Consider the following 15,070-nt stretch of genomic DNA (forward strand, 5'->3'; position numbering starts at 1 on the left):
GCAACCTAGGGGAGGAACGTGAACGGGTCGAAAGACTATTGCTTGTATCAAGGTTCCAATTCTTCGCGCATCCAGTCCTGTGCGTGAGTTGTCCAAGACTTGGCAACGGAGTCGTAGGTAACGTAATGACCGAACCTTGCCAATGCGGCCACGACCGCATCGCACGCACTGTAGGCCGGCGAAACAAGGCTGCGCGTGGGTCTCAACCCGTGCTTTGCGGCACGATAAACCATTAGTGCGGTGAGAGACCTCTTTATAAACCCCGAGTTTTTGTCGCGTCCGCCGCGTGCTTGCGGTCTTAGATTTTTGCGGCTCAGGACGCCTGAAATCCAAGTGCGCATTTCTTCGGAAATGCTGGCGCCTTCAAATTCCAGACGTATCGCCAGCGCGTCGTTTAGTGCGTCATAGTCATATGAAGAATGCCGCGCCGCTTCGGTCAGTTTATAGAAATCTCTAGCTGGGAAATCTACAGTCGGCCTTAAAAGCAATTGATGCATTCTTGATAATGCAAGCGCTCGCGGCATTATCGACCGAGGGTCCGAAATAATGTGCATCATTTGGGCGCATTCTTCATCATTTAGAATTGCTTCCACGGCGCCGCTAAATGTTATTTCCGTACCCTGCATATCTAACGTTGACTTCCCATGAACCGGACGTGACCCGTCAGCCCTGTAAGCCACGCGCTCCAACGCCCCATGATTGCCGTTCTTTGTTCCAAGTAATCGGTACGCCGATACGCTCGCTCGACCGCGCCGCCGCTAACGTGCCCAAGGCAGGTTTCGGCAACCTCACGCGGTGTGTTGGTCGCCTCTGCCGTACAGTCCCGAAACGACGACCGGAAACCGTGCGGCCTCTCCGCCAGTCCGCGCCGATCCATGAACGCCGTCATGGTCATGTCGGAAATAACGCCCTTGCGCAGGCCGGGAAACAGGAAGCCGTCGCGGGCGAATTTGCGGGCCTCAGCAATGACGCGAAGTGCTTCGGTCGATAGCGGCACCCGAAAGTCGCTTGTCGCGCCGAGACGTCCCTTCATCGCCGCTGCGGGAACGGTCCAGACGTCCCCGTCGATCTGATCTACATGGATGAACCTGATCGGGTAGGAGCGTACAGCGGTAAGGATCAATAAGCGCAACGCGAGTTCGGTCACACTGTCCCCGAGCGACTGATAGAAGGCGGGCACGTCGCGCCAGTTCATCGCCGGGACGTTGGTGACGGTGTGGCGTTGCTTGCCGAGAAGCGCCTTGGCCTTTTCGGTCGCCTGTAGATCAACCTCAAGCCCGAGTGCAGCCGCGTGACGCATGACGATGCTAAGGCGGTTCATGGCCTTCTTTGCAGTGTCGGCCTTGTCGTGCCATATCGGCGCGAGAGTGTCGCGAATATCCCTCTGGTCGATTTCCGCGACTGGCACCTTGCCCAGCTTGGGAAGCACATGCAGTTCCAGCGGGGAAAACCACCGCCCGGCCTTGCCGTCGCCTTTCAGTTCGGCCTTGCGGCTTTCAAAGGCATCAAGGGCAATATCCGCCAGCATATGCATGTTGCGGGCGGCCTCGCGCTTCGCACGCTGCCGCTCCTTGATCGGGTTCTTGCCGTTTCTGGTGACAGCCCGCCATTTGTCGGCGGCCTCCCGCGCGTCACGCAGGGAAACGTCAGGGAATGCACCTAGACCCATTTCCCGGCGCTTGCCGTGGGCTGTGACCCTAAGCACCCATTGCGCACCGCCATCCTGGCGCTTGACGAACCACAGCCCGCCGCCATCCGCGTGCTTGCCGACTGGCGCGGTTTTCAGTGCTGCGGCGCTGAGCCGGTTCAAGGCGCGTGTCATTCTCAATCCACCTTTCAATCCCCCTCAATATATAGGGCATCTTGGGGCGCGGCGGAATACCATGAAACAGGGAAAGCTATAAATTGTTGAACATGCTCCTTCGGACGGTACGGCGCGGGGCATCAAGATATAGGGATTGGAAGCCGTGTGGGGGCACCAACAAAAGACTGTGAGTAGGCAAATGACCAGTCTTGTCGCAAGAATGCTTCCAACCGAATTCTTGCAGGACCTAGGCGTTTTCATGCAGACCGCTGCTCATACAGAATTGGCAGTCTGGCAATGTATGATGGCGGCGGAAGGCCTCGACTCTGACAGCGCCGTCGAGCACCGAAAATTCATCGAAATCAAGCTGAACACCAAGTCTTTCCGTAGTCGCGTCCGGGAGTCCGCAAAGGTACTGCCGGAAGCGTTGAGAACCCCTTTTCTGGAGATATGCGACAAATTGGATGGAATGTCTGAGGTTCGGAACTTGGCCGCCCACGGAGCTTTTTTCCGGGATGAAGACAAAGTTGGGACCTTGGGGGCAGCTCACTATTTCATTCGTAGGATCGAAGGCTCCAAGACCATCTTTGAGGTCCAACAATCCTTCAGGCGCGACGAGGTGAAAGATATCATTTCCGAAGCTGATGAATTGTTGCGATCCGCTGTACGCCTGCGATCTGAAATTCACTTGTGGCGTGATGGAGGCGGCGTGTTGCCATGAACCGAATCTGACGGCATCTAGTAAGATCGAGCGGTGAGCGAATGGCCTCACCACTCCATACCCGCCAGTATTTCCGCACACTGGACATTTCTTCCGCAGTATTGAACTCTCCCGCCGACGGCCGGGGGAGGGCCGGGACAGATGCAGACAGAGCCGGCGCTCGACCGGACCCGCGCGGTCCTTCGCTACATGCTGGAAACCCATGCCGCCGAACGGGGGGACTCCCCCTTCGTGCAGTTTTATGGCGGCGAGACATGGAGTTACGCCGATACCCTGTCGCGCGTCCATGCCCGTGCGGCGGCGCTGCGGGCGGCGGGGGTGCGGCAGGGCGATCCGGTCCTGACCTTTCTCGGCAACGGGCCGGATCTGCTGGTGACATGGTTCGCGATCAACACGCTCGGCGCGGTTTACGTGCCGATGAACACCGCGCTGGTCGGCGGGGCGCTGGCGCATATCCTGCGTGACGCCGGGGCGAAGGTTCTGGTAGCGCGGCCGGACCTCGCGGCGCGGCTCGCCTCGGTTGATTGCGGGACGGTGGAGACGGTGCTGATCGTCGAAGGCGACACCGTGCCGGAACTGCCGGTCCGTACGGCGCTGCTCGTGGACCCGGAGGAGGCCGGCCCGCCCCCTCTCGACCGCCCGATCGAACCGTGGGACACGCAGGCGATCATGTACACCTCGGGCACGACGGGCGCGGCCAAGGGGGTGCTGTCGAGTTACACGCAGCTTTACACCATGGGGCCGGATGCCTTCGACTGTGTCGGGCCGGACGACCGCTGCATGATCTGCGGGCCGATCTTCCATTGCGGATCGACGCTCTACGTCTACGCGATGCTGGCCCGCGGGCTGTCCATCGCGATGATGGCCGAATTCAAGACCGACCAGTTCTGGCCCGCCGTGCGCGAGACCGGGTCGACCTTCGGCCTGCTGCTTGGCGTGATGGCAGCCTTCCTGCTGAAGGCACCGCCCGCGCCGGATGACCGCGACCACCCGCTCACCCATGTTTTCATCGTGCCCTTCGGAGAGGACGGGCCCGCCTTTGCGGACCGTTTCGGCGTGGACGTCTACACGGTCTACAACATGACCGAGATCTCCTCGCCCCTCCATGCCGGGCCGGGGATCACCGCCAAGGGTCTGGCGGGTCGTCTGCGCCCGTGGATGGAAGCGCGCGTGGTGGACCAGAACGATATCGAAGTGCCGCGCGGAGAGACGGGGGAACTGGTGCTGCGCTCCTCGCGTCCCTGGGCGCTGATGAAGGGCTATCTCAACCGGCCCGAGGCCACGGCAGAGGCGATGCGGAACGGTTGGTTTCATACCGGCGACAGCTTCCGGCAGGATGCAGACGGGTCGTTCTATTTCGTCGACCGCGCCAAGGACGTGATCCGGCGGCGGGGGGAGAACATCTCCTCCTTCGCGCTGGAGGGGGAGGTGCTGGCGCATGAGGACGTGCGGGAATGTGCCGCCGTCGCCGTGCCGTCCGAGCATACGGAGGACGAGGTGCTGATCGTGGTGACCCCGGTCGCGGGGCGACAGATCGACCCGGCGGCGCTGATCGACTGGCTGGAGCCGCGGGTGCCGCGCTTCATGGTGCCGGGATTTGTCCGCGTGATGGAGGAGTTGCCGAAGACGGCCAGCGGCAAGGTGCAGAAGCACGTGATGCGCAGCCAGGGCGTGACCGGCGACACGTGGCGCCGGGCAGGCCGGCCCCGGGACCGGCGCTCGGGGTAGCCCGGCTGGACCCAGTTTGGTATACCAATTCACGGAAAACGGTATACCATTGCGCCGGACGATGCGCCGGGTCTAAGGTTTGTTCGTAACAGCGGGGCCGCGCGCGGCCGGACGGAGGAGATAGAGAGATGCTGGACTGCAAGGCCATCGTGCTGAGGGAGCTGGGCAAGGCCGCCCCCTACGCGGAAAGCGCGCCCCTACAGCTTGAAACCGTAACGCTGCTACCCCCGAAGCCGAGCGATCTGGTGGTCAAGGTCATGGGCGGCGGGCTTTGTCATTCCGACCTGTCGGTGATCAACGGGTCGCGCGGGCGCACGGTGCCGATGGTCATGGGCCACGAGGGCGCAGGCGAGGTGGTCGAGATCGGCGCCGGCATCGACGACGTCAAGGTCGGCGACAAGGTGGTATTCCAATTCGCCCCCTCCTGCGGGCGCTGTGACATGTGCCAGTCCGGGCGGCCGCAGATCTGCATGACCAACGTGGCGGCGCGGGCGAAGGGAGAGCTGCTCTCTGGCGGGCGGCGCATCCGGGGCGCGGGCGGCGAGGAAATCGCGCACCATACCGGCGTGTCCTGTTTCGCGGAATATGCCGTGGTGAACCGTGGATCTGTCGTGGTGGTGGACGACCCAATCTCCATGGTGGACGCGGCGGTCTTTGGCTGCGCGGTCATGACCGGGACCGGGGCGGTGATGAACACGGCGAAGATCCAGGCGGGGGAGACGGTCGCGATCTTCGGCCTCGGCGGTGTCGGGCTCTGCGGTGTCATGGGGGCGAAGGCCTCCGGCGCGGGCACGATCATCGCGGTGGACCTGACAGAGGCGAAGCGCAAGAAGGCGCTGGAGCTGGGCGCGACCCATGCCTTCGACGCCGCCGATCCGGAGCTCGCCACGAAGGTCGCCGACCTGACGCGCGGCGGCGTGGACGTGGCGGTGGAACTGGCCGGGGCCGTGAAGGCAATGGAGGGCGCCTATTCCGTCCTGCGCCGGGGCGGTCGGCTGGTCACGGCCGGGCTGTCGCCCCTGGGGGCAAAGTTCGGCTTCGACCACGGCGATCTGGTCAGCAACGAAAAGGCGGTGATCGGGTCCTACATGGGGTCCTCGGTCCCGGTGCGCGACATTCCACGCTTCCTGCGGATGTATCACGCGGGCGCGCTGCCGGTGGACAAGCTGATCGACGGATACCTCGGCTTCGACGGGATAAACGCGGGCTTCGACCGGCTGGCAGAGGGTACGGCGCTGCGCCAGATCCTCGCGCCGCACGGGCGCTGATCGCATGGTCCGTCTGTTCGAACCGCTCACCATCCGTGGCGTCACGATCCCGAACCGCGTCGTCATCCCGCCCATGGACATGTACTGCGCCGAGGACGGGCACGCGACCGACTTCCACCGCACGCATTACGGCAAGTTCGCCTTCGGAGGGGCCGGGCTGGTGTTCGTGGAGGCCACCGGCGTCACCCGCACGGGGCGGATCACCAACGGCTGCATGGGCATCTATTACGACAGCCACGTAGACGCGCTGCGCCCGATCACCGCGCAGATCCGGGCCATGGGGTTCAGGTCCTGCCTGCAACTGGCGCATGGCGGACGCAAGGCCTCGACCCAGAGGGCGTGGCAGGGAAACGGGCCGCTGACGCAGGAGAACCTCGACGCGGGCGACGAACGCTGGCAGCCGCTCGCGCCCTCTGCCGTACCCTTTACCGACGGCTGGGAGATGCCGAAGGAGATGGACCGCACGGATATGGACGAGGTGCGCGACGCCTTCGTCACCGGCGCGCACCGGGCGATGGATGCGGGCTTCGACATGGTCGAAATCCACATGGCGCACGGCTACCTGCTGCAAAGCTTCCTGACGCCGATCGCCAACCGTCGCACCGACGACTACGGCGGGTCGCTGGAAAACCGCATGCGCTATCCGCTGGAAATCGCGCGGGCGGTGCGGGCAGCCCTGCCGGACGACGTGCCGCTGTTCACCCGGATCTCTGCCACCGACTGGATCGACGGAGGGTGGGAGCCTGAAGATTCCGTCGTGCTGGCAAAGGCGCTGAAAGAGGCGGGGGTCGACGTAGTGGACTGCTCTTCCGGCGGAAACATGCTGCACGGGGCGACCAATTCCAACCTGACGCGGGGGCCTGCCTATCAGGCGCATTTCGCGAAACTCCTGCGCGAGGAGACGGGGATCATGACCCAGGCGGTCGGGCTGATCCGCACGCCGGAACTGGCGGAACAGCTGCTGGCCGAGGGGCAGGCGGATCTGATCGCCATCGGGCGTCAGGCGCTGTTCGATCCCTACTGGGCGCATCACGCGGCGGAAAAACTGGGCGTGACGGACTGGGATACCTGGCCCGCGCCCTATGCCTGGTGGCTGTCCAAGTGGAAGCGCGGGCTCGGCTCGATGGACGAGGAGCCGCTGGTGTGACGGGCGGGGTCGGCATAGGGGCGATCCGCATCGACCCGGTGCCGGAAGTGACCTATCGCCTGTTCCCGCGGGAGTTCCTGTTCCCGACTCTGACGCATGAGGATGCGGCGGCGAATGCGGACTGGCTGGCTCCGGGGATGCTGCATCCCGAAACGCTGGCGGTCGGCATGTCCTTCCGGTCCTACCTGATCCGGGTGCGCGGGCAGAACATTCTGGTCGATACCTGCAATGGCAATCACAAGAACCGCCCACATGCGCCGTGGCAGCACGACATGCGGTCCCATGCCTTCCTGTCGGCGCTGGCCGATCTGGGGCTGGGGGTTGAGGACATCCACATCGTGCTCTGCACGCATCTGCACACCGATCACGTTGGCTGGAACACCCGGCTGGTGAACGGGCAATGGGTCCCGACCTTCCCGAACGCGCGCTACGTGATGAACGAGGCGGAGTTCCGGCATTTCGAGGCGCTGGTCGGCACCGAAGGGCCGCGGTATTCGCACATCGAGGACTCCGTGCTGCCGGTGGTCGCGGCGGGGCAGGCGGAGCTGGTCCCGGACACCCATTCCGTCATGGCCGAGATCGGGGAGGAGGTGTTCCTTTCGCCCTCGCCGGGCCATTCGCCGGGCCACGTCTGCATCCACGCAAGGGCGAAGGGGGCCGAGGCGGTGATTTCGGGCGACGCGATCCACCACGCGGTGCAGTTCGACCTGCCGGACATGATGATGCGGGCGGACTGGGATCCCGCGATGGCCGCAGCGTCGCGCCGCGCGATCATGGAGCATTGCGCGGGATCGGGCGCACTGCTCTGCGCCGGACATATCCCCTTCTGGACGGCCGGACGGATCAGCGAAGGGGGACAGGCCTTCCGGCTGTCCCCGGTGGAGGGGTAGATGGGCGCGACGGCGGATCTGGCGGGGTTTGCGGCGGGTCTCAGGGACCTGCCGGCGGAGGTCGAACATGCGGCGGTGCGTCATCTGATCGACACGCTCGGGGTGATCGTCGCGGGGCTCGGGCAGGGGGTGGCGTCGCAGCTGGCTCCGCTTCAACCCGAAGGGGATTTGCCGCTGCCCGGACGGCCGGGCGCGCGGGCGGCTGCGGATCATGCCTATCTGTGCGGAACGGCGGCGCACGGGCTGGAGCTGGACGACGGCTATCGCGAAGGGTCTGTGCATCCGGGTGTCGCAGTGGTCCCCGCGCTTCTGGCAGAGGCGCTGTCGGGGCCGGTCTCGGGGCGCGACCTGCTGATCGCACTGGCGGCGGGATACGAGGCGGACTGCTCGCTTGCCGCGGCATTGCATCCCGCGTTGCGGGACCGGGGGTTTCACCCGACCTCGACCGTGGGGCCGCTGGCGGCGGCGGTTGCGGTCGCGCGGCTGCGTGGTTTTGATGCGGCGCGGACAGAGACGGCGCTTGGCCTCGCCGCGTCCGAGGCGGGCGGGCTGTTCGCCTTCCTCGGCGGCGGCGGAGAGGTGAAGCGGTTGCATGGCGGCCTCGGCGCGCGCGGCGGGCTGATGGCGGCGCGGCTGGCGGCCGCGGGGGTGTCGGCGCCGGATGGCATCCTCGAACGACCCTCGGGCTATGCCCAGGCGTTTGGCGGGGTGAGGCCGGGTGCCTTCGCGATCAGCCTGCCGCCCGCGTCCGCGTGGCGGATGACCGGGTGCTACATCAAGCCCCACGCCTGCTGCCGCCACCTGCAACCGGCGCTGGAGGCGCTGATGCACCTGCGTGAGGATCATGCGATAAGTCCCCGCGATGTCAGGGAAATCGAGGTCGATACCTATTCCATCGCCGCCGCGCATCACGGCACGGGCTGGGGCGACATGGCCACGGCGCAGCTGTCCTTCGGCTACGTGCTGGCGCAGGGGCTTTACAAGGGGCGGGCGGCGCTGGCGGATTTCATGGGCGACGCGCTGAACGAGGGGCATGCGGAGGCGCTGGCCCCCCGTCTGACCATTCGCGGCACGGCAGAAATGGACGCGCTCTACCCCCGCCAGCGCCCTGCGCGGGTGACGGTGCATACCGGGGCCGGAAGCGTGACGGCCTTCGCGCCCGAAGCCTCCGGCAGCCCGGATATCCCGGTCAGCGATCAGGCGATTTCGGACAAGTTCCTCGGCCTCGTCGCCCCGGCGGTCGGCGACCGTCAGGCAGCGGGCTGGCTGGCGGCGCTGTGGGACATCGCGGGCGCGTCGGATGCGGGGGCGGTGCTGTCCGGCAGGATCGCAGCGCCCGCCGCATGGCCGGGTCAGACCGCGACCGGCATGTAGGTTCCGAGGTCAGCAGCGATGCCCAGCCTCTGCATGGTCTCCGCACGGTCGAAGCCCTCGGCGGCATGGGCCTGTTTCACCGTCTCGCGGGCGGCGTCGAAAGCGGGCTGACCATCCCATTCCGCCACTGTCAGCAGCGCGAGGGAGCCGTCGGCAAGGCGTTGTTCGACGATGCGATCCAGCACGAAACCCTTGCACGTCCTGAGGATTGAATGGGTCTTGGCCACCCTGTCGAGGAATTCGTCCCGCGACGCGGCGGGCAGGGTGAAACGGTCGATGCGGAAGATATGGGGCATGGTGTGATCCAGTTTGACAGTGTCCTGTCATTCTTTTGGATTGTCAGCATGCTGTCAAGCTGTACTGTGCCGGCATGGCTGAGACCCCCTCCGAAACCGGCGTTCTGGCCGGGCGCACGATCTTCGAAGTCCTGCGGCTCGCGGGGCGGCTGACGCTGGCTGGCAACGATCTTGTCGGCGGGCTCGGGCTGACTGCTGCGCGCTGGCAGGTGCTCGCGACGGCGGAGGAGGAGGTCCGGACCGTCGCGGCTCTGGCACGGTCGGTCGGTCTGGCCCGTCAGTCGGTGCAGCGGGTGGTCAACGATCTGGCGGCGGAGGGGCTGGTGGCGCTGGCGGACAATCCGGCGGACCGGCGTGCGCGGCTGGTCGTGGTGACGGCGGAAGGCTCTGGGCGGCTGGCGCAGGCGGACCGGCTGCGCGTGCCATGGACCGAAGCGCTGGCAGAGGGGTTCACCGCGGAAGAACTGGCGGTCACCGAACAGGTGCTGTCCCGGCTGAGGGCGCGTCTGGATCGCGGGACGGATTAGTCCCGCACCACGATCCCGTTCATGAAGAGGTCGAGGAAATGATCCGCGACTTCCGCCGGGGTCATCGCGTCATCCTCCGTATGCCAGCGCAGGATCCAGTTCACCGCGCCGAGGAAGAAGTTCGAAGTGATGCGCACGTCGATCGCACGGATCGCGCCTTCGGCAATCGCCTTGTCGATCAGCATCCGGGAATAACGGTCGAGGTGCTTGCGCCGCTCCAGCAGTTCGTCCTGCTGTTCCTGGGGCAGGGCGCGGATGTTGGCCATGGTGGTGTAGGCCCCGCGTTCCTCCATCAGGCGTTCCATGAAGCGGCGGTAAAGGTGCTGGAGCTTGTCGAAGGCGGCACCGTCCATCGCCTCCGTCTCGAGCCGGGCGGACTGACCGCAGTCGTAGGTCAGCTTGAGACACTCGTAGAGCACCTGCTCCTTGTTCTTGAAATAGTAGTAGAGCGCGGTCTTGGTCACGCCGATTTCATCAGCGATCTCGTCAAGAGAGGTGGCGTGATAGCCCTTTTCGTTGAAGATACGCGCCGCAACGCGCAGCGCAGCGCGCCGCTTCAGTTCCCGTGTCTCCTCTCGCGAGGCGACGGCTCCGTTCCATTTGGGCATAGGGGTCCTGTCCGGTTTCCTTGGTTCGGGGCTAAGCGCAATCGACGGCCAAAGCAAGGGATTTCACCCGTCAGACAAGGATTTGACCCCGGCGTCCCGCCCTAGCGGCCGAACTGCTCGCGAGGTGTTCGATTGACGGGTGCGAGAAAAGGTGGTCATGTCGGCTCAGGGAGGCTGCGGAATAAATTTCTGCAAGTGCATCCCCATGATTGAAACCCCGGTCCGGAATCGACCGGGGAAGGGTAGGATCTAGGGAGGGTCACATGACCGAGACTACGAAACTGAACCGCCGCGCGATGCTGCGCGGGGCCGGCCTGGCCGCTGTTGCCGCTCCGGCGCTAGTGGGCAAGGGGATCGCCGCAGGCAAGGTCACCTGGCGCGTGCAGTCGCACTGGCCGAAATCGTCCAGTTCCTTCGACGGCAGCCTGGGCGCGCTGGCGGCCAAGCTCGAGGAAACCACCGAAGGCGCGTTCAAGCTGGAGACCTTCGGCGACGGCGAATTCGCCAAGGGTGCCGACATTTATCCGCTGGTGCGCAAGGGCGTGGTTCCCATGGGCACGCTGGCCGCGAACTATCTGACGGACCATGCCACGACCGCGAACTTCGCCTATGGCATCCCCGGCACCTTCCGCGAAAGCTGGGAATTCCAGTACGCGACCAAGCAGCTTGGCCTCGAGGCGCTGATCAACGAGGAACTGAATGCCGACGGCATGATGCTGATGACCGAAAAGGTCCTGCCGGTCGAAATCGTCGTGTCCAAGAAGATCGAGAGCGCGGCGGACTTCAAGGGGCTCAAGATCCGCTCCTCGGGCGCGATGCTCGACTACCTGAGCGCGGCCGGCGCGGCGCCGCAGTACATTCCGGGTGCCGAACTGTACCAGGCGCTGTCCTCCGGCGTTGTGGACGGGGCGCACTGGGGTGCGGCCGTCGGTGCGAAGTCGATGTCCCTGTGGGAGGTCTGCAAGTACCACTACAAGCCGGCGCTCGGCTTCTCGACCGACTCCTGGGTGGTCAACATGAGCGAGCTGGACAAGCTGGAGCCCGAACTGCGCGACACGCTGATCAACCTGATGGAAACCCGCTTCTACCAGCGGTCGACCGAGTATCAGGCACTGGAAGTCAAGGCGCTGACCAGCGGCGTTGCCGAGAACGGCATCGAAGTCTCGCAGCTGCCGAAAGACGTGCTCGATATCCTCGCACAGGCCTCCACGGACATCATGACCAAGGAAGCCGAGAAGGGCGAAAAGGCTGCCAAGGCCAAGGAGATCTACCTCGGTCTCATGGGCGACCTGGGATACGTCTGATCCACAGCAGAAGATGACCGGAGCGGCGCGGTATTCCCGCGCCGCCCTCTTCCGATCCGCCGCCTGACAAGGGCCGGCGGATCGCAACTATAACAGGTGGAAAAAATGAAAAACCTTGCCCGGACGATCACCCGTCTGAACAGGTGGATCGGCAGATGGGCCTCGCTCTGCGTGCTCATCATCTTTGCCTTTCTGCTGGCGGATGTGGTCATGCGCTATCTCGTGGGCGCACCCGCGATCTGGACCTCGGAACTCGCCACGCTGATCTTCGGCGGCTATGCGATCATCGGGGGCGGCTACCTGCTGGCCGAGAGGGCGCATGTGAACGTCGACATCTTCTACGGCGCGTTTTCCCCGAAGCGGAAGGCGCTGGTGGACGTGGTGACCTGGCCGCTGTTCTTCCTCTTCGTGGCTGTCCTGCTGTGGCAGGGCTACGACATGGCGCATGAGGCGATCGTGGACAACGAACGGTCCAACTCGCTCTGGAAGCCGTACCTCTGGCCGACCAAGGCGCTGATCCCGGTGGCGGCGACGCTGCTGCTGCTGCAGGGGGTCATCCGGCTCTGGGCGGACATTCGCATCCTGATGGACCTGCCGGTGGACGAGGACACCTTCGGAACCCAGGCCGGGGAGGGCGGACATTGAGCGTCGAGCTTCTGACCCTTCTCTTCTTCGGGTCCCTGCTGGTCTTCGTGCTGCTTGGCACGCCGCTGGCCTTCGTCCTGGGCGGGATCTCCGTCGTCTTCCTCTACTTCGAAATGGGGTCCATCGGGTTCTACCTGCTGGCGTCGAAGATGTGGGAATCCATGTCCAACCCGACGCTCATGGCGATCCCGCTCTTCGTCTACATGGCGATCCTGCTGGAAAAGTCAGGGGTGGCAAACGACCTCTACGACATGATGCACGTGTGGTGGGGCGGCCTGCGCGGCGGTCTGGCCATCGGGACGGTGCTGATCTGCGTGATCTTCGCGGCCATGTCCGGGATTTCCGGCGCGGCGGTGGTGACCATGGGGACCATTGCCCTGCCCAAGATGCTGGAACGGGGGTATGACAAGAAGATGGCCCTGGGGGCGATCAACGCCGGCGGGGGATGGGGGATCCTGATCCCGCCGTCGATCCTGATGGTGCTCTATTCGCTGCTGACGGAGGTGTCGGTCGGCCGGCTCTTCGCGGCGGGGATCGGGCCTGGGCTGACGTTGTTCGTGCTGGTGTCGATCTATATCGGGGTGCGCTGCTGGCTGCAGCCCGAGATGGGACCGGCCCTGCCGAAGGAGGAACGCGAAGGCTGGGGCGCAAAACTCCGCTCGCTGCGCGCGGTGATCCTGCCGATCGGCATCGTGGCCTTCGTGCTGGGGTCGATCTTCGGGGGCTTCGCCACTCCGACCGAGGCGGCGGCCATCGGGGTCTTCGGGTCGCTCATCGCCACGGCGGTGAACGGACGGCTGACCTGGCCGGTGCTGCATGAGGCCGCCATTGCGACGATCCGTCTGACGGCGCTCGTGATGTGGATCCTCTTCGCGGCACATGCGTTCTCGACCGCCTACACGGCGCTTGGGGCGCAGAGCCTGATCCAGGACCTGATGAGCTTCATCCCCGGTGGCAAATGGGGGTCGCTGATCTTCATGCTGCTGGTGCTGTTCATCTTCGGGATGGTGCTGGACCCGGTCGGTATCATGCTCATCACGCTGCCGGTGTTCCTGCCGGTGGTGAACGCCTACGGGTTCGATCCGATCTGGTTCGGCATCCTCTTCATCATCATGATGGAGGTCGGGTACATGACGCCACCCTTCGGGTTCAACCTGTTCTACCTGAAGGGCGTGGCACCGCCGGGCGTGACCATGGGGGACATCTATTCTTCCGTCATCCCCTACGTGCTGGTGACCCTGCTTGGGGTGGCGCTGATCATCCTGTTCCCGGCGATCGCGCTGTACCTGCCCGGCGTGTTCTTCAGCCGGTAGTGGACGAACGCGAGGCCGACCCGGCGATGTCGGGTCGGCCTCTTCGTGTTTCTGATGAAATGTTCTGTTTTGAAAATTTATTTGGCTACTTGTCCGGCCTGCTCCAGATGAATTGTCACCTTTTTGCATCTGAGTCACGATCTCACCGCCCGCCGCTCACGTCGATGCACTGGGCCGTGATAAAGTCAGCGAGGCTGGACGCGAAGAACACGACGATCCGCGCCACGTCGGTTTCGTCCGCCAGCCGGGGCAGGGCGGTGAGCGATTTGGACCGTGCCTCCAGCTTGTCATAGTCGGGCCGCGCGCGCAGGCGGGGGGTCGACACGAGCGAAGGCGCGATGGCGTTGACCGTGATGTTGAAGGCTCCGGCCTCGCGCGCCAGCGCGTTGGTCATGCCGATCAGCCCGGCCTTGGCCGAGGAGTAGTTGGTCTGCCCCTTGTTACCAAGCCGCGCCATGGAGGACATGTTGACGATGCGGCCCCAGTTGCGTTCCATCATGCCGGGCAGCACCGCACGGCAGCAATGGAAGGCCCCCTTGAGCACGACGGAATGCACGATGTCCCAGTCCTCCTCCACCATGCGGGTCAGGTACTTGTCGCGGCTGAACCCGGCGTTGTTCACGAGGATGTCGACCGGGCCAAGCGCCTGTTCGACGGCCGCGAAGGCGCCGGTCACGGAGTCGGCAGAGGTGACGTCGCATGTTTGGGTGAAGACCTTCGCGCCGGGGATGGCTGCCTCGATCTCCTGTTTCGCCGTGGCCATGGCCTCTTCGCTCAGGTCGAGAAGGGCGACCGCGGCTCCCTCTGCCGCCAGCATGCGGGCAGAGGCGCGGCCGATGGCACCCCCGCCACCGGTGATGGCTGCGACTCGGGTGGCGATGTTCATGTCCATGGATTTCCTACCTTTGGGATATTGTTTTACCCGTCGTTCAATAAACTGCCAGTGCTTCGCGGAATGTGCAATCTTTTCCGATTGAATGCGTGGCCATATGATTTTACTCTTGGGTAAGTCATCGGCGGATTGCTTTGGGAGGGGCGGCGGATGGATCTTGAAAAACCCGATCTCTACAGGCTTTCCCCGGACGGGCGCAGCCTCATCCTGCGGGCGGGGCGTTGCGGGGCCTGCGGCGATCTGAGTTTCCCGTTGACGCCTTACGGCTGTCCGCTCTGTGGTGCGGAACCTGCGCAGGTGCGCGAGGAGGAGATGGATGGACAGGCGCGGCTTCTGACCTTTCTCACCCTGCACACCCGGCTCACACCAACCCTGCCGGTCCCTCTGGTCGTGGGGGAGGCGGAAATGGCCAACGGTGCCATCGAGGAGATCATGCTGGACGGCGATGAATCCCGCTATTCGGACGGCATGATCGTGCGCGCGGCGCCAGTGGAAATCAGCAGGGGCGACGCTCAGGTGATCGCCTGCCGTTTCGTCCCGGCGGAGGGCTGAG

General features: G+C 64.6%; 16 protein-coding genes. 11 read left to right on the top strand and 5 right to left on the bottom strand.

The genetic code is table 11. The features are described 5' to 3' along the window. Nucleotides 1–47: 47 nt before the first annotated feature. Both IEV87_RS03275 and IEV87_RS03280 read right to left on the bottom strand, forming a co-directional pair. Nucleotides 48–626, bottom strand: coding sequence for a hypothetical protein (locus IEV87_RS03275; RefSeq protein ID WP_188476224.1), 579 nt, complete (start codon nt 624–626; stop codon nt 48–50). A 2-nt stretch (nt 627–628) separates the two neighbouring features. After that, nucleotides 629–1,822 (bottom strand): tyrosine-type recombinase/integrase, encoded by a 1,194-nt coding sequence (locus IEV87_RS03280; protein WP_188476226.1) that lies wholly within the window; start codon nt 1,820–1,822, stop codon nt 629–631. Nucleotides 1,823–2,003: 181 nt separating this feature from the next. Between IEV87_RS03280 and IEV87_RS03285 the strand changes: the two genes are divergently transcribed. The 6 genes from IEV87_RS03285 to IEV87_RS03310 all read left to right on the top strand — a co-directional run bounded on the left by IEV87_RS03285 (nt 2,004) and on the right by IEV87_RS03310 (nt 8,932). Next, a complete protein-coding gene (locus IEV87_RS03285; RefSeq protein ID WP_188476228.1) occupies nt 2,004–2,525 on the top strand; it encodes a hypothetical protein in 522 nt (173 codons plus the stop codon). Nucleotides 2,526–2,666: 141 nt separating this feature from the next. Beyond that, the gene (locus IEV87_RS03290; RefSeq protein ID WP_188476230.1) at nt 2,667–4,253 is read left to right on the top strand and encodes an AMP-binding protein; all 1,587 of its coding nucleotides are present in this window, start codon (nt 2,667–2,669) and stop codon (nt 4,251–4,253) included. A 128-nt stretch (nt 4,254–4,381) separates the two neighbouring features. After that, nucleotides 4,382–5,521, top strand: coding sequence for a zinc-binding dehydrogenase (locus IEV87_RS03295; protein ID WP_188476233.1), 1,140 nt, complete (start codon nt 4,382–4,384; stop codon nt 5,519–5,521). A gap of 4 nt (nt 5,522–5,525) precedes the next feature. Further along, a complete protein-coding gene (locus IEV87_RS03300) occupies nt 5,526–6,668 on the top strand; it encodes an NADH:flavin oxidoreductase/NADH oxidase (RefSeq protein ID WP_188476234.1) in 1,143 nt (380 codons plus the stop codon). Next, nucleotides 6,665–7,558 (top strand): MBL fold metallo-hydrolase, encoded by an 894-nt coding sequence (locus IEV87_RS03305; protein WP_188476236.1) that lies wholly within the window; start codon nt 6,665–6,667, stop codon nt 7,556–7,558. Before IEV87_RS03300 ends, IEV87_RS03305 begins: the two co-directional genes overlap by 4 nt. Continuing rightward, the gene (locus IEV87_RS03310; protein WP_188476238.1) at nt 7,559–8,932 is read left to right on the top strand and encodes an MmgE/PrpD family protein; all 1,374 of its coding nucleotides are present in this window, start codon (nt 7,559–7,561) and stop codon (nt 8,930–8,932) included. On the opposite strand, the gene IEV87_RS03315 is transcribed toward IEV87_RS03310, so the two are convergent. Next, complete coding sequence (locus IEV87_RS03315) at nt 8,911–9,228, bottom strand: antibiotic biosynthesis monooxygenase (RefSeq protein WP_188476240.1); 318 nt, start codon at nt 9,226–9,228, stop codon at nt 8,911–8,913. The genes IEV87_RS03310 and IEV87_RS03315 overlap by 22 nt on opposite strands. Nucleotides 9,229–9,302: 74 nt before the next feature. Between IEV87_RS03315 and IEV87_RS03320 the strand changes: the two genes are divergently transcribed. Next, nucleotides 9,303–9,755, top strand: coding sequence for a MarR family winged helix-turn-helix transcriptional regulator (locus IEV87_RS03320; RefSeq protein ID WP_188476242.1), 453 nt, complete (start codon nt 9,303–9,305; stop codon nt 9,753–9,755). On the opposite strand, the gene IEV87_RS03325 is transcribed toward IEV87_RS03320, so the two are convergent. After that, nucleotides 9,752–10,363 (bottom strand): TetR/AcrR family transcriptional regulator, encoded by a 612-nt coding sequence (locus IEV87_RS03325; protein WP_188476244.1) that lies wholly within the window; start codon nt 10,361–10,363, stop codon nt 9,752–9,754. The genes IEV87_RS03320 and IEV87_RS03325 overlap by 4 nt on opposite strands. 263 nt (nt 10,364–10,626) lie before the next feature. Here IEV87_RS03325 and dctP point away from each other — a divergent pair, with 263 nt between their 5' ends. The 3 genes from dctP to IEV87_RS03340 all read left to right on the top strand — a co-directional run bounded on the left by dctP (nt 10,627) and on the right by IEV87_RS03340 (nt 13,625). Continuing rightward, nucleotides 10,627–11,667 carry a TRAP transporter substrate-binding protein DctP gene (gene dctP, locus IEV87_RS03330; protein ID WP_188476246.1) on the top strand — a complete coding sequence of 347 codons (1,041 nt, stop codon included), beginning with the start codon at nt 10,627–10,629 and terminating at the stop codon, nt 11,665–11,667. Nucleotides 11,668–11,772: 105 nt separating this feature from the next. Further along, nucleotides 11,773–12,312, top strand: a complete 540-nt coding sequence (locus IEV87_RS03335; protein ID WP_188476248.1) for a TRAP transporter small permease subunit — start codon at nt 11,773–11,775, stop codon at nt 12,310–12,312. Further along, nucleotides 12,309–13,625, top strand: coding sequence for a TRAP transporter large permease (locus IEV87_RS03340; RefSeq protein ID WP_188476250.1), 1,317 nt, complete (start codon nt 12,309–12,311; stop codon nt 13,623–13,625). Before IEV87_RS03335 ends, IEV87_RS03340 begins: the two co-directional genes overlap by 4 nt. Nucleotides 13,626–13,767: 142 nt before the next feature. On the opposite strand, the gene IEV87_RS03345 is transcribed toward IEV87_RS03340, so the two are convergent. After that, nucleotides 13,768–14,511, bottom strand: a complete 744-nt coding sequence (locus IEV87_RS03345) for an SDR family NAD(P)-dependent oxidoreductase (RefSeq protein ID WP_229737416.1) — start codon at nt 14,509–14,511, stop codon at nt 13,768–13,770. Between the two features lie 156 nt (nt 14,512–14,667). On the opposite strand from IEV87_RS03345, the gene IEV87_RS03350 reads away from it, so the two are divergent. After that, entirely contained in the window at nt 14,668–15,069 is a 402-nt protein-coding gene (locus tag IEV87_RS03350; RefSeq protein WP_188476254.1) for a Zn-ribbon domain-containing OB-fold protein, read from the top strand. Nucleotide 15,070 lies beyond the last annotated feature (1 nt).

This window comes from Primorskyibacter flagellatus (assembly GCF_014638275.1).
GTDB classification, from domain to species: Bacteria; Pseudomonadota; Alphaproteobacteria; order Rhodobacterales; family Rhodobacteraceae; genus Pseudooceanicola; species Pseudooceanicola flagellatus_A.